Genomic DNA, 13,957 nt, shown 5'->3' on the forward strand with positions numbered 1-13,957 from the left:
GGCATGGCCCTGTGCTACACTCGCCGCCTGCGTGTCGCCCCCCATTTCCGAAGGAAAATCATGACGTTCACGGCACCAGACAGCCTCGCCGAACAGATTGCCCACCACCTCGCCGAGCGCATCGTCCGAGGTGAACTGAAGGCGCGCGAGCGCATCCAGGAAATCAAGGTCACCCAGGCCCTGAACGTCAGCCGCGGCCCCGTCCGCGAGGCGCTGCTGATCCTCGAGCGGCGCCACCTGGTGCGCATCCTGCCGCGCCGCGGCGCCCAGGTCGCCGAACTGACCGCCCATAAGGTCACCAGCCTGTACGCCCTGATGGCCTCGCTGTACGTGATGCTGGGCCGCGCCGTGGCGTTGAACTGGAAGGACGAGCGCGAGCTCGATCCGTTCCTGCACATCCGCCGGCGCCTGGTGGAGAATCGCGAGCGGGACGACATCGGCTCCTTCGCCGAAGTCAGCTTCGGCATCCTGCGGGAGGCCTTTCCCTTCGCCGACAACCCGTACCTGCAGGAAACCCTGGAGAACCTGATCCCGGTCATCAGCCGCACCTACTACCTGGCGCTGGAGCGCCGGCGCGGCGAGATGAGCCAGACCCTGGCCGCCCTGGACACCCTGCTGCAGGCCATCGTCGAGCACGACGCCGACCGCGTGGAGCGGGTGGTGCTGGCCTACGTGAAGCACAACCGCGACCTGGTGCTCGCCGCGCTGATCGAGCGCTGAGCGGAGATGGCATGCGGCTGAAGAGCATCAGGCTGGCGGGCTTCAAGTCCTTCGTCGACCCCACCACGGTGAACTTCCCCAGCAACATGGCGGCGGTGGTGGGGCCCAACGGCTGCGGCAAGTCCAACATCATCGACGCGGTGCGCTGGGTGATGGGCGAAAGCTCGGCGAAGAACCTGCGCGGCGAATCGATGACCGACGTGATCTTCAACGGCTCCAACACCCGCAAGCCGGTGACCCAGGCCAGCATCGAGCTGATCTTCGACAACACCCACACCACCCTGGTGGGCGAATACGCCGGCTACGCCGAGATATCCATCCGTCGGCGCGTCACTCGCGACGGACAGAACACCTACTTCCTCAACGGCACCAAGTGCCGCCGGCGCGACATCACCGACATCTTCCTCGGTACCGGCCTGGGGCCGCGCAGCTACTCGATCATCGAGCAGGGAATGATCTCTAAGCTGATCGAGGCGCGCCCTGAAGACCTGCGCTCCTTCATCGAGGAAGCCGCCGGCATCTCCAAGTACAAGGAGCGCCGCCGGGAGACCGAGAACCGCATCCGGCGCACACAGGAGAACCTGGCGCGCCTGACCGACCTGCGGGAAGAGTTGGAGCGCCAGCTGGAACGCCTGCACCGCCAGGCCCAGTCGGCGGAGAAGTACCAGGAATACAAGGCCGAGGAGCGCCAGCTGAAGGCCCAGCTGGGCGCCCTGCGCTGGCAGGACCTGAACCAGCAGGTGGGCCGCCGCGAAGCGGTGATCGGTGAGCAGGACGTGGCCCTGGAAGCCCTGGTGGCCGAGCAGCGCAATGCCGATGCCAGCATCGAGCGCCTGCGGGACGGCCACCATGAGCTGTCGGAGCGGTTCAACCAGGTACAGGGGCGCTTCTATTCCGTCGGCGGCGACATCGCCCGGGTCGAGCAGAGCATCCAGCACGGCCAGCAGCGCCTGCGCCAGTTACAGGACGACCTGCGCGAAGCCGAGCGCAGCCGCCAGGAGACCGAATCGCACCTGGGCCATGACCGCACCCTGCTGGCCACCCTCGGCGAAGAGCTGGAGATGCTCCTGCCGGAACTGGAGACCGGCAGCGCCAGCGCCGAGGAAAGCGCGGCGGAACTGGAAGAGGCCGAGGCCACCATGCATGCATGGCAGGAACAGTGGGACGCCTTCAACCAGCGCTCTGCCGAACCCCGGCGCCGGGCCGAGGTGCAGCAGGCGCACATCCAGCAACTGGAGCAGAGCCTGGAGCGCCTGCACGAACGGGCCCGCCGCCTGGGCGACGAGCGCACCCAACTGGCCGCCGACCCGGAAGAGGCGGCGATCCTCGACCTGGCCGAGCACCTGGCGGCAGGCGAGCTGCGCCTGGAACAGGCCCAGGCCGACGAAGCGGAGCGGGCGCAGCGCGTCGAGGGCCTGCGGGGCGACCTGCAGCAGGCGACCCGCGCCCAGCAGGATGCCAGTGGCCAGTTGCAGCGCCTGAACGGCCGCCTCGCGTCCCTGGAGGCGCTGCAGCAGGCCGCCCTCAACCCTGGCACCGGTGCGGCGGAATGGCTGCGGCAGCAGGGCCTGGCCGAGCGCCCGCGCCTCGCCCAGGGGCTGCGGGTGGAACCGGGCTGGGAGCTGGCGGTGGAGACCGTCCTGGGGGCCGACCTCCAGGCGGTGCTGCTGGACGACTTCGGCGGGTTGCCCCTGGCGGACTTCGCCCAGGGCGACCTGCGCCTGGCGAACCCGGGGCGCGGCGGTGCGCGCGTCGCCGGCAGCCTGCTGGACAAGGTGGAGAGCGCCTACGACCTGGCGCCCTGGCTGGCCCGGGTGCGGCCGGTGGATGACCTGGAACAGGCCCTGGCGGCCCGCGTCACCCTGGGCGAGGGCGAGAGCCTGGTCAGCCGTGACGGCTATTGGGTCGGCCGGCATTTCCTGCGGGTGCGCCGCGCCGACGAGCATGACAGCGGGGTACTGGCCCGCGGCCAGGAAATGGAGCGCCTACAGGGCGAGCGCGAGCAACACGAAGCCGCCCTGGCCGCCCTGGAGGAGCGCCTGGCGCACCTGCGGGACGCCCAGCGCGACGAGGAACAGGCCCGCGAGCAGCTGCGACGCCAGGTGCAGGACGAGTCGCGGCAATTGGCCGAGCTGAAGGCGCGGCTGTCCGCCGTCCAGGCCAGGGCCGAGCAGTTGAGCCTGCGCCGGCGCCGCCTGGACGAGGAACTGGACGACAACGCCGCCCGGCGTGCCCTGGAGCAGGAGCAACTGGGCGAGGCGCGCCTGCACCTGCAGGACGCCCTCGACGAGATGGCGGCCGACACCGAGCGGCGGGAAACCCTGCTGGCTTCCCGAGACGGCCTGCGGGAACGCCTCGACCGGGTCCGCCAGGAGGCCCGCCAGCACAAGGACCGCACCCACCAGTTGGCGGTGCGGGTCGGCGCCTTGCGGGCCCAGCACGACTCCACCCGCCAGGCGCTGGAGCGCCTGGAGCAGCAGTTCGAGCGGGTCAACGAGCGGCGCGAACAGCTCAGCCTGAACCTGGAGGAGGGCGCCGCGCCCCTGGAAGAGCTGCGCATGCGCCTGGAGGAGCTGCTGGAGCGGCGCATGGGCGTCGAGGAAGAACTCAAGCAGGCGCGCCTGGCCCTGGACGATGCCGACCGCGAGCTGCGCGACGCCGAAAAGCGCCGCAGCCAGGCGGAGCAGCAGGCCCAACTGCTGCGTGGCCAGCTGGAGCAGCAGCGCCTGGACGCGCAGACCCTGACGGTGCGGCGCAAGGCCCTGCAGGAGCAATTACAGGAAGACGGCTACGACCTGCACGGGGTGATCGCCACGCTGCCGGCGGACGCCAGCGAACCCGGCTGGGAAGAGGAACTGGAGCGCCTCGCCGGGCGCATCCAGCGCCTGGGGCCGATCAACCTCGCGGCCATCGACGAGTACCAGCAGCAGTCGGAGCGCAAGCGCTACCTGGATGCGCAGAACGACGACCTGGTGGAGGCGCTGGAGACCCTGGAGAACGTCATCCGCAAGATCGACCGGGAGACCCGCAACCGCTTCAAGGACACCTTCGATCAGATCAACGCCGGTCTGCAGGCGCTTTTCCCCAAGGTCTTCGGCGGCGGGCACGCCTATCTGGAACTCACCGGCGAAGATTTACTCGATACAGGGGTGGCGATCATGGCGCGGCCGCCGGGCAAGAAGAACAGCACCATCCACCTGCTCTCCGGCGGGGAGAAGGCGCTGACGGCCCTGGCCCTGGTGTTCGCCATCTTCCAGCTGAACCCGGCACCGTTCTGCATGCTCGACGAAGTGGACGCGCCCCTGGACGACGCCAACGTCGGCCGCTATGCGCGGCTGGTGAAGGAAATGTCGGAAAAGGTGCAGTTCATCTACATCACCCACAACAAGATCGCCATGGAGATGGCCGACCAGTTGATGGGGGTGACCATGCATGAACCGGGTTGTTCGCGGCTGGTGACGGTCAATGTGGAAGAGGCGGTGGCGCTGGTGGAAGCCTGAGCCGCCGGGAGCGCAACAGAACGAGAAAAGGGCGACTGGCCATGGCGTTTGCTCGATGCCGGGGAGGTTCCGCTGGATGCCCGGCCGTGCTAGCTTAGGGCGCACTTTCGTCACCCGTGGAAAACGCCAGAAAGAACAGGGAGTTGGGCGCCACGTTCAGAGGAAGGGATGTCCTTTTATTCATTACTCCAATTCATCAGGGGACACAGAATTACATGGAAATCGGTCTGCGCGATTGGCTGATCGTCATCGGTTTCATCGTCATTGCCGGCATTCTCTTCGATGGCTGGCGGCGCATGAGCGGTGGCAAGGGAAAACTCAAGTTCAAGCTGGACCGCAGCTTTTCCAACCTGCCGGACGATGAGGAACAGGACCCGAACCTGCTGGGCCCGGCCCGGGTGCTGGACAAGCAGGGCCGCGAGCCGTCCCTAGACGAGGAAGACCTGCCGTCCATGAGCGCCAAGGAGCTGAACCGCCGGCGTGGCGTCGAGCCGCACCAGGGCGACCTCAACCTCGAACCGGTGCCCACCCTGCTCGACCCGGTGCTGGACGAGAGCCTGGACGACGACTCCCCGCGTTCCGACGGCGCTGGCCAGATGCCGGTGGACGAAGTGCTGGTGATCAACGTGGTGTCCCGCGACAGCGAGGGCTTCAAGGGCCCGGCGCTGCTGCAGAACATCCTGGAAAGCGGCCTGCGCTTCGGCGAGATGGACATCTTCCATCGCCACGAGAGCATGGCCGGCAACGGCGAGGTGCTGTTCTCCATGGCCAATGGCGTCAAGCCGGGCACCTTCGACCTGGACGACATGGACCACTTCAAGACCCGCGCCGTGAGCTTCTTCCTCGGCCTGCCGGGGCCGCGCCACCCGAAGCAGGCGTTCGACGTGATGGTCGCCGCCGCGCGCAAGCTGTCCCAGGAACTGAACGGCGAGCTCAAGGACGACCAGCGCAGCGTGCTGACCGCCCAGACCATCGAGCACTATCGCCAGCGCATCGTCGAGTTCGAGCGCCGCAACCTGACCCATAAACGCTGACCGCGCGCGTCGCTTCCCGACGCCGCCCGTATCGCAAAGAGCAGCTCGCGCTGCTCTTTGCGTTTCCGAGACCGCCATGACCGACGCCCAGACCGCCGCCGAACGCATCGCCCAGTTGCGCAGCGACCTCGATGCGCACAACTACCGCTACTACGTGCTGGACGAGCCCAGCGTGCCGGACGCCGAGTACGACCGGCTGTTCCGCAGCCTGCAGGCGCTGGAAGCGGAGCACCCCGAGCTGGTGACTCCCGATTCGCCCACCCAGCGGGTCGGCGGTGCGGCTTCCAGCGCCTTCGGCGTGGTGCGCCACGAAATTCCCATGCTCAGCCTGGGCAACGCCTTCGAGGAAGACGACCTGCGGGAATTCGACCGTCGCGTACGCGAAGGCCTGGACCTGCCCGCCGGCAGCGAGGCGGCGTACAGCTGCGAACCCAAGCTGGACGGCCTGGCGGTGAGCCTGCTCTACGAGAACGGCCACCTGGTGCGCGGCGCCACCCGGGGCGACGGCAGCACCGGCGAGGACATCAGCGCCAACGTGCGGACCATCCGCAACGTGCCGCTGAAGCTGCGCAGCGAGGGCTGGCCGGAGGTGCTGGAGGTCCGCGGCGAGGTGTACATGTCCAAGGCCGGCTTCGAGCGGCTCAACGCCGCCCAGGCCGAGGCGGGCGGCAAGACTTTCGCCAACCCGCGCAACGCCGCCGCCGGCAGCCTGCGCCAGCTGGACCCGAAGATCACCGCCGGGCGGCCCCTGGAGTTCTGCTGCTACGGCATCGGCCGGGTACCGGCGCCCCTGGCGGCCACCCACACCGCCAGCCTGGAGCGCCTGAAGGACTGGGGCCTGCCCATCAGCCGCGAGCTGCGGCGCGTGCAGGGCGCCGAGGCCTGCCTGGACTATTACCGCGACATCGGTGCCCGGCGCGCCTCCCTGGCCTACGAGATCGATGGCGTGGTGTTCAAGGTCAACGACATCGGCCAGCAGCGCGAACTGGGCTTCCGGGCCCGGGAGCCACGCTGGGCGATCGCCCACAAGTTCCCCGCCAGCGAGGAACTCACCGAACTGCTGGACGTGGAGTTCCAGGTCGGGCGCACCGGCGCGGTGACGCCGGTGGCACGCCTCAAGCCGGTGCAGGTGGCCGGGGTGACGGTCTCCAACGCCACCCTGCACAACATGGACGAGGTGGCGCGGCTGGGGGTGATGATCGGCGACACGGTGATCATCCGCCGGGCCGGCGACGTGATCCCTCAGGTGATGCAGGTGGTCACCGAGCGCCGGCCCGCCGACGCGCGCCCGGTGCAGGTGCCGACCCATTGCCCGGTGTGCGGCTCGGACGTGGAGCGCACCCAGCTGGTGAAGCGCAGCAAGGGCCGCGAGTCGTTCAGCGAGGGGGCGGTGTACCGCTGCGTCGGCCGCCTGGCCTGCCAGGCGCAGCTCAAGCAGGCGATCATCCATTTTGTCTCGCGCCGGGCCATGGACATCGAGGGCCTGGGGGACAAGATCGTCGAGCAACTGGTGGACAAGGGGCTGGTGAAATCGCCGGCCGACCTCTACACCCTTACCTACGACGACGTGTTCGCACTGGAAGGCTTTGCCGAGGTGTCCAGCAACAACCTGCTGGCCTCCATCGCGTCCAGCAAGCGGCCGACCCTGGCGCGCTTCATCTTCGCCCTGGGCATCCCCGACGTGGGCGAGGAGACCGCCAAGCTGCTGGCGCGCACCCTCGGTAGCCTGGAGCGGATCGAACGGGCCCTGCCGGAGGTGCTCACCTACCTGCCGGACGTCGGTGCCGAGGTGGCCTACGAAATCCACAATTTCTTCGAGGCCGAGCACAACCGCGAGGTCATCGCGCAGCTGCGGGCCAACGGTGTCGAGTTGCAGGACGAGGGCGAGCTGCACGCGGAGTTCGCCGCCTGCGCCAGCCTGGCGGCGCTCATCGACAAGCTGAACATCCCCTTCGTCGCCGCCACCGGGGCGAAGAAGCTGGCCGAGAAGGCCGCCGGCCGCGCCACGGGCGCGGCCGGCATCGCCGAGGTGAAGGCCCTGGCCGGCGACTGGCTGGACCTGTCCACCACCAAGGGCCTCAACGAACGCGCCCGGCAGTCCATCCGCGACTGGTTCGCGGTGGCCGACCACGCCCGCCGCGCCGAGGCCATCGAGGCCCAGCTACGGGACTTCGGCATGCACTGGCAGAGCGAGCGGAAGACCGCCGAGGGCTTGCCCCTGGCCGGGCAGACCTGGGTCCTCACCGGCACCCTGGAGGCCATGAGCCGCGACGTGGCCAAGGACAGGCTGGAGGCCCTGGGGGCCAAGGTGGCCGGCTCGGTGTCGGCGCGCACCACCTGCGTGGTGGCCGGCCCCGGCGCCGGCTCCAAGCTGGCCAAGGCCGAGGAGCTGGGCCTCCGGGTGCTGGACGAAGCGGCCTTCCTCGACGCCCTGCGTGGTTACGGGGTGACGGTCGACCCGGCCTGACCGCCAGGCTCCTGCAGGGCCGCCTCGCGGAAGGCGGTCCCCAGCAGGAAGGCCGATTCCAGGGCGGCGTCCCGCAGCACCTGGTAGCGGCCGCTCATACCGCCATGGCCGGCGTCGAAGTCCACCTTGAGCAGCACCGGCCACGTGCCGGTGCCAGTGGCCCGCAGGCGCGCCACCCATTTCGCCGCTTCCCAGTACTGCACCCGGCTGTCGTGATAGCCGGCGATGGCGAGGATCGCCGGGTAGGGCTGGGCCGTGACGTTCTCGTAGGGGGCGTAGGCGCGGATGCGCGCATGGGCCGCCGGGTCGGCCGGGTCGCCCCATTCATCGTACTCGGTCACCGTCAGCGGCAGGTCGGGGTTCTGCATGGTGTTGAGCACGTCCACGAAGGGCACGTCGGCGATGGCCGCGGCGAACAGTGCCGGCCGCTGGTTGAGCACCGCGCCGATCAGCAGGCCGCCGGCACTGCCGCCGCTGATGGCCAGCCGGTCCGGGCGGGTGAAACCGGCGTCCACCAAATGCTCGGCACAGGCGATGAAGTCATCGAAGGTAGTCTGCTTGTGGGCCAGCTTGCCGGCCCGGTACCAGGCCTCGCCCAGTTCGCCGCCGCCCCGCACGTGAGCGATGGCGAACAGGCAGCCGCGCTCCAGCAGGCTCAGGCGAGCATGGGAGAACCAGGGGTCGATGCAGGCGCCGTAGGCCCCGTAGCCGTACAGGTAGAGCGGTGCCGGCGCTTTGGGCCGATCGCCGTCGAACAGGTCGCGGCGCCCCACCAGGCTGATGGGCACCGCCGTGCCGTCGGCGGCCCGCGCCCAGAGGCGCAGGCTGAGGTAGTCCTCGGGGTCGAACGGGCCTTCCACCGGGGTTTGCTTGAGCACCGTCTGCGCGCCGCTGGCCAGGTCCAGCCGGCGGATCTGCGCCGGCCGGTTCAACGCCTCGTAGCGCAGGCGAATGGCCGGGCTGTCGAATTCCAGGCTGTCGGACACGTGCAGGCCATAGGCGGCGTCGGGCAGCCGCACGCGGTAGCTCGGCTGCGCCTCGGGCTGCACCTGCAGCACCGGCAGGCCTTCCACCCGCAGGCTGAGCACGTAGGCGCTGGCGTTCATGCAGAAACCGTCGATCATCACCTGGGGATCGTGGGCGAGGCGTTCGCGCCAGGTGCTGCGGGGCGGGGCGTCGCCGGTGGCGCTGTAGAGGGCGAAATTGAGGCCGCTCTGGTTGCTGCGGATCAGCCAGCCCCAGTCACCGTCGATGCGGCCATGGTCCACCTCGTACTCGTGGCCTTCTTCCCGGGGCGCCAGGCAGGCGAAGTCACCGTCGGGCCGACCGGCGTCCAGCACCCAGGCCTCGCGGGTGGTCTTGCTGCCCAGCTCCAGGATCAGCTGGCGCTCGGAACTGGAGCGGTAGCAACTGAGGAAGAAGCGGGGGGCGGCCTCCTCGAACACCCGCTGGGCGCCCGGCTCCCCCAGGCGGTGGCGGTACAGGCACCAGGGCCGCTGGGTGTCGTCCAGCTCGATGAAGAACAGGGTGCGGTTGTCGTTGGCCCAGACCAGGCTGCCGTCGCAGCGCTCGAAGGGCAGGGCGGTCACCTCGCCGCTGGCCAGGTCCTTGACGTACAGCGCGTAGCTCTCGTCGCCGCTGCGGTCCAGGCTGTAGGCCAGCAGGCGCTGGTCGGGGCTGATGCTGAGGTCGCCGACGTCGAGGAAGCCGTCGCCGGCCAGGGCGTTGGGGTCCAGCAGCAGTTCCTCGCGGGCTTCGTCCACCGCCAGCGACTCCCCGGCCGGGCGCGGGCAGCGGTAGTGGCGCGGGTACTCGTCGCCGGCGGTGGTGCGTTGGTAGTAGAGGTACGGCCCCCAGGGGGAGGGCAGCGACAGGTCGGTCTCGCGGATGCGCCCCTTGATCTCCTGGAACAGCCGCTCGCGCAGGTCCGCCTGCTCTGCCAGGCTGGCCTCCAGGTAGGCGTTCTCGGCGCGCAGGTGGGCGACCACCTCGGGATCGTCGCGCCGTTCCAGCCAGCGGTAGGGGTCGGCGCCGGCATCGCGGCGGGCAATCGGGGCATCGGGCATCGGGGGACTCCAGCAGCGCGGCGGCGACGGCAGGGACGCCGCGGCGGCAAAAAGCCGTTATCATAAGCGCCCTTTCGTCGGCCCCGCCACGGCGCGGCCGGTTTCCGCAGAGGTCGCCGCCGGCCGGAGCCGTCGCGGTACGAGGAGAACAGCGTGAATCCCCCATCAGCCGCCGCCCGGCCGGGCGCGAGGCGCACCCATGACTGAACAGGATTATCTGCTGGCCTGGGCCATCTACGGCATCGCCGCCCTGGGCTGCCTGCTGGTGGTGTTCCGCATGACCGGCTGGATGTGGCGCTGGGTGCGTGAGCCGCTGCGGCTGCTGGCCGCGGTGCTGCTGCTGACCCCCACCGCCACCGACGCCAGCCGCGACCTCTACGCCCCGGCCCTGGCCATCACCGCCCTGGACATCGCCTTCAAGGTGGGCACCAATGTCTGGAAGGCGGTCCCGGACCTGGCCCTCTACGGCGCCATCGCCTTCATCGTCTACCTGCTGTTCGCCCTGCTGCGCTGGCCCCTCGAGCGCGCCGCCGCCCGCCGCCGCGCCGAGCGCGAGGCGCCGGTGGAAGAAGAGGACGAACCGACCCTGCGGGAACTGCTGGAGCGGGAGAACGCCCCCGAGGTGGATACCCGCGTCGACCGCAACGGCGACCGCCGGATGCGCATCGAACCCCGTCTCTGAGCCCTCCGCCGGCGCTGACCGCCTCATCGGGAGCGAGAACCATGTGTGAATTGCTCGGCATGAGCGCCAACGTGCCCACCGACATCGTGTTCAGCTTCACCGGGCTGATGCAGCGCGGCGGCGGCACCGGCCCGCACCGCGACGGCTGGGGCATCGGCTTCTACGAGGGGCGCGGCCTGCGGCTGTTCCAGGACCCGGAGGCCAGCGTCAACTCCGAGGTGGCCAAGCTGGTGCAGCGCTACCCCATCAAGAGCGAGACGGTGATCGGCCATATCCGCCAGGCCAACGTCGGCCAGGTGGCCCTGGCCAACACCCATCCGTTCGTCCGCGAACTCTGGGGGCGCAACTGGTGCTTCGCCCACAACGGCCAACTGGCGGACTTCACCCCGCCATCGCGCTTCTACCGGCCGGTGGGCGACACGGACAGCGAGGCGGCGTTCTGCGACCTGCTCAACCGCGTCCGCTCCGCCTTCCCCGAACCGGTGCCGGTGGACGTGCTGCTGCCGGTGCTGGTGGCCGCCTGCGGCCATTACCGCGGCAAGGGCGTCTTCAACTGCCTGCTGAGCAATGGCGACTGGCTGTTCACCTTCTGCTCGACCAAACTGGCGCAGATCACCCGCCGCGCGCCGTTCGGGCCGGCGCAGCTGAAGGATGCCGAGGTGACCGTGGATTTCCATGCGGAAACCACCCCCGACGACGTCGTCACGGTGATCGCCACCGAACCGCTCACTGCCAACGAGACCTGGCATCGGCACGAACCCGGCGACTGGACCCTCTGGCGGCGCGGGGAATGCCTGGCCAGCGGGCGGATCTAGCCGACCCGGCCCACCACGCAACGAGGGAGACGCGCGATGTTCAGGAGTTACCTGCGGCTGGTGCTGTTCGCCCTGGGCCTGTTGCTGGGCGTGCAGGTGCCGGGCTTCATCGACGACTATGCCAAGCGCGTCGATGCCCATCGGATCGAGGCCCGGCAGGCGCTCCAGGGGTTTCGCGACACCGCCCGGCGGTTCTTCGACGGCGACCTGGACGCCCTGGTGGCCCACTATCGCGCCAGCCCCGACCCGGTGATGCGCAGCGATGCCGACAGCGTCGCCACCCTGGTGGCGCGCGACGCCCTGCTGGAACGGGAATGGCAGGCCATGCAGGGGCCGTGGTACTGGCGCGCCTGGCACCTGGCGAGCGCCGCCGACCCGGCCCTGTTGGCAGAGACCCGCGCCGCCTACCGCTACCAGGTGCTGCTGGCACCGGAGGCCATCGCCTGGGCCCTGGCCTGCGGCCTGTTCCTCGCCCTGGTGGTGGAGAGCGTGGTGAGCCTCATCGGCCTGGTGCTGGGCGGCGGGCGCCGTCGACCGGCCAGGCAGGCGTGGCGATAGGCGTGATAGCCCGCTACCGGATGCTGTCCGGGGAGCGCTCGGCGCCTGGAGCGGCTGCAGGTCGCGAGAGCGTTGCATCCCACCCTGTTTGATCGGCGTCCTCGACGAGGCCCACCGGGCCTTCCGCTTCCCATTCGTGTTCCCTGGAGCCCCGCATGCCGACCCGCGAACCCATCATTCCCGCCTCGATGCAGACCCTGGTGGCGCGGGCGGGCTACTTGCCGGCGGTGAAGGTGGGGCAGACGGTCCATTGCGCCGGGCAGGTGGGCCGTACCACCGAGCTGGCGGTCATCGCCGACCCGGAACAGCAATTCGTCGCCGCCTGGGACAACCTGCGCATCGTACTGGCGGAGGCGGGATGCCGCTTCGAGGACGTGGTGGACCTGACCACCTACCACGTGGACATGGCTCGCCACCTGCCGGTGTTCCGGGCGGTGAAGGACCGCTTGTTCCCCCGGGGCCTGTGCGCCTGGACCTGCATCGGCGTGGCCGAGCTGGCGCAACCCGGCCTGCTGGTGGAGATCAAGTGCGTGGCGGTGCAGGGCCTGGTCGGCTGACCCAGGTACGTCGCCCCAGGTCGCGGGACGCAGGGAAAGGGCGCGGGTCGCTCAACGCGCGTTGGGTCGTTTGCCGCGGGGGCAGGGGAGGCGCGGACGGACGCTCTCTTGAGCAGCCCAGAAGCGCTCCAGCCCGCCCTCCAAGGCCGTACTGGAGTCGCCGCTGGCATCGTTGCGCGACAGGAAGGCTCTGCTCCGGTGACAGGGAGCCGACCGATCTCATCCAGGCGCCCTGGATATCCAAGGGCCTGGCGCGGCAGGCTTCCAGCGGAGCGTCCTGACGGGCCGCAGGCTGTCGGGTGAGAAATCCTCGTGGGGGCGCCCGTTCCCCTGCGCGGCCGTCCCGCGTACCCCGGGCCCGGCCGTTATTTCGCCAGGAAGCGCATGCCTTCTTCCAGGCCGCGCAGGGTCAGGGGAAACATCCGGTCTTCCACCAAGTCACGCACCAGGCCGGTGGAGGCGGTGTAGTCCCAGGCTGGCTTGGGGTAGGGGTTGATCCAGATGAGCTTGCGGTAGGTCTCCATGAACCGCTTCATCCAGACGTAGCCGGCTTCCTCGTTCCAGTGCTCGACGCTGCCGCCGGGCTGGGTGATCTCGTAGGGCGCCATGGCGGCGTCGCCGACGAACACCACTTTGTAGTCGGCGCCGTACTTGTGCAGCAGGTCGTGGGTGGAGAAGCGCTCCGAGGTGCGGCGCAGGTTGTTCTTCCACACCGACTCGTAGATGAAGTTGTGGAAGTAGAAATACTCCAGGTGCTTGAACTCGGTCTTGCAGGCGGAGAACAGTTCCTCGCAGACCTTCACATGGGCGTCCATGGAGCCGCCGATGTCCAGCAGCAGGAGCAGCTTCACGCTGTTGCGCCGCTCCGGGCGCATCTGGATGTTGAGCAGGCCGGCGTCCCGGGCGGTGTGGTCGATGGTGCCGTCGATGTCCAGCTCTTCCGCCGCGCCTTCTCGGGCGAACTTGCGCAGGCGGCGCAGGGCGATCTTGATGTTCCGGGTGCCCAGCTCCACCTGGTCGTCGAGGTTCTTGTACTCCCGCTGGTCCCAGACCTTCACCGCCTTGTTCTGGCGCTTGCCGGCGTCGCCGACGCGGATACCCTCGGGGTTGAAGCCACCGGAGCCGAACGGGCTGGTGCCGCCGGTGCCGATCCACTTGTTGCCGCCGGCGTGGCGTTCCTTCTGTTCTTCCAGGCGTTTCTTGAATTCCTCGATCAGCTTGTCCAGGCCGCCCAGGCTCTGGATCTGCGCCCGTTCCTCGTCGGTCAGCAGGCGCTCGAATTCCTTGCGCAGCCAGTCCTCCGGGATCAGCGCCTCGATGTGCTGGTCGAGGTTCTGCAGGCCGTTGAAGTAGGCGCCGAAGGCCCGGTCGAATTTGTCGAAATGCCGCTCATCCTTGACCATCACGGTGCGCGCCAGGAAATAGAACGCGTCCATGTCGGCGAACACCACGTTGTGCTTGAGGGCGTCGATCAGGTCCAGCAGCTCCCGCAGGGACACCGGCACCTTGGCCGCGCGCATTTCGTTGAACAGGTTGAGCAGCATCGCTGCGTCCTCGT

10 protein-coding genes are annotated in these 13,957 nt (G+C 69.2%); 8 read left to right on the plus strand and 2 right to left on the minus strand.

The window, feature by feature from the left end:
• Window positions 1-60 precede the first annotated feature (60 nt).
• From FM069_RS19160 to ligA, 4 genes are all read left to right on the plus strand, one after another.
• Window positions 61-720 carry a GntR family transcriptional regulator gene (locus FM069_RS19160; RefSeq protein ID WP_143490003.1) on the plus strand — a complete coding sequence of 220 codons (660 nt, stop codon included), beginning with the start codon at window positions 61-63 and terminating at the stop codon, window positions 718-720.
• A gap of 11 nt (window positions 721-731) precedes the next feature.
• Window positions 732-4,220 carry a chromosome segregation protein SMC gene (gene smc / locus FM069_RS19165; protein ID WP_143490005.1) on the plus strand — a complete coding sequence of 1,163 codons (3,489 nt, stop codon included), beginning with the start codon at window positions 732-734 and terminating at the stop codon, window positions 4,218-4,220.
• A gap of 215 nt (window positions 4,221-4,435) precedes the next feature.
• Window positions 4,436-5,254, plus strand: a complete 819-nt coding sequence (gene zipA, locus FM069_RS19170) for a cell division protein ZipA (RefSeq protein ID WP_143490007.1) — start codon at window positions 4,436-4,438, stop codon at window positions 5,252-5,254.
• A gap of 76 nt (window positions 5,255-5,330) precedes the next feature.
• Complete coding sequence (ligA, locus tag FM069_RS19175) at window positions 5,331-7,721, plus strand: NAD-dependent DNA ligase LigA (RefSeq protein ID WP_143490009.1); 2,391 nt, start codon at window positions 5,331-5,333, stop codon at window positions 7,719-7,721.
• On the opposite strand, the gene FM069_RS19180 is transcribed toward ligA, so the two are convergent.
• Window positions 7,694-9,787, minus strand: a complete 2,094-nt coding sequence (locus FM069_RS19180) for a S9 family peptidase (RefSeq protein WP_143490011.1) — start codon at window positions 9,785-9,787, stop codon at window positions 7,694-7,696. The genes ligA and FM069_RS19180 overlap by 28 nt on opposite strands.
• A gap of 199 nt (window positions 9,788-9,986) precedes the next feature.
• On the opposite strand from FM069_RS19180, the gene FM069_RS19185 reads away from it, so the two are divergent.
• The 4 genes from FM069_RS19185 (at window position 9,987) to FM069_RS19200 (ending at window position 12,399) form a co-directional block, all read left to right on the plus strand.
• On the plus strand, window positions 9,987-10,469 hold the full coding sequence (locus FM069_RS19185; protein WP_143490012.1) for an MFS transporter: 483 nt from the start codon (window positions 9,987-9,989) through the stop codon (window positions 10,467-10,469).
• A gap of 41 nt (window positions 10,470-10,510) precedes the next feature.
• On the plus strand, window positions 10,511-11,284 hold the full coding sequence (locus FM069_RS19190; protein ID WP_143490014.1) for a class II glutamine amidotransferase: 774 nt from the start codon (window positions 10,511-10,513) through the stop codon (window positions 11,282-11,284).
• Between the two features lie 36 nt (window positions 11,285-11,320).
• Window positions 11,321-11,842: a DUF2937 family protein gene (locus FM069_RS19195; RefSeq protein ID WP_143490015.1), complete on the plus strand. Its 522-nt coding sequence runs from the start codon at window positions 11,321-11,323 to the stop codon at window positions 11,840-11,842.
• A 155-nt stretch (window positions 11,843-11,997) separates the two neighbouring features.
• Window positions 11,998-12,399 (plus strand): RidA family protein, encoded by a 402-nt coding sequence (locus tag FM069_RS19200; RefSeq protein WP_143490017.1) that lies wholly within the window; start codon window positions 11,998-12,000, stop codon window positions 12,397-12,399.
• A gap of 365 nt (window positions 12,400-12,764) precedes the next feature.
• Here the strand turns inward: FM069_RS19200 and FM069_RS19205 are convergent, their stop codons facing one another.
• Complete coding sequence (locus FM069_RS19205) at window positions 12,765-13,943, minus strand: vWA domain-containing protein (protein WP_143490019.1); 1,179 nt, start codon at window positions 13,941-13,943, stop codon at window positions 12,765-12,767.
• Window positions 13,944-13,957 lie beyond the last annotated feature (14 nt).

The organism is Pseudomonas mangiferae (assembly GCF_007109405.1).
In the GTDB taxonomy this organism is placed as follows: domain Bacteria; phylum Pseudomonadota; class Gammaproteobacteria; order Pseudomonadales; family Pseudomonadaceae; genus Pseudomonas_T; species Pseudomonas_T mangiferae.

Excerpts from the sequence above, each read along its gene's own strand:
- FM069_RS19205 (WP_143490019.1), bottom strand. The coding sequence starts at position 13,943 with ATGCTGCTCAACCTGTTCAACGAAATGCGCGCGGCCAAGGTGCCGGTG.
- ligA (WP_143490009.1), top strand. The coding sequence starts at position 5,331 with ATGACCGACGCCCAGACCGCCGCCGAACGCATCGCCCAGTTGCGCAGC.
- FM069_RS19185 (WP_143490012.1), top strand. The coding sequence starts at position 9,987 with ATGACTGAACAGGATTATCTGCTGGCCTGGGCCATCTACGGCATCGCC.
- FM069_RS19180 (WP_143490011.1), bottom strand. The coding sequence starts at position 9,787 with ATGCCCGATGCCCCGATTGCCCGCCGCGATGCCGGCGCCGACCCCTAC.
- FM069_RS19160 (WP_143490003.1), top strand. The coding sequence starts at position 61 with ATGACGTTCACGGCACCAGACAGCCTCGCCGAACAGATTGCCCACCAC.
- zipA (WP_143490007.1), top strand. The coding sequence starts at position 4,436 with ATGGAAATCGGTCTGCGCGATTGGCTGATCGTCATCGGTTTCATCGTC.
- FM069_RS19195 (WP_143490015.1), top strand. The coding sequence starts at position 11,321 with ATGTTCAGGAGTTACCTGCGGCTGGTGCTGTTCGCCCTGGGCCTGTTG.
- FM069_RS19200 (WP_143490017.1), top strand. The coding sequence starts at position 11,998 with ATGCCGACCCGCGAACCCATCATTCCCGCCTCGATGCAGACCCTGGTG.
- FM069_RS19190 (WP_143490014.1), top strand. The coding sequence starts at position 10,511 with ATGTGTGAATTGCTCGGCATGAGCGCCAACGTGCCCACCGACATCGTG.
- smc (WP_143490005.1), top strand. The coding sequence starts at position 732 with ATGCGGCTGAAGAGCATCAGGCTGGCGGGCTTCAAGTCCTTCGTCGAC.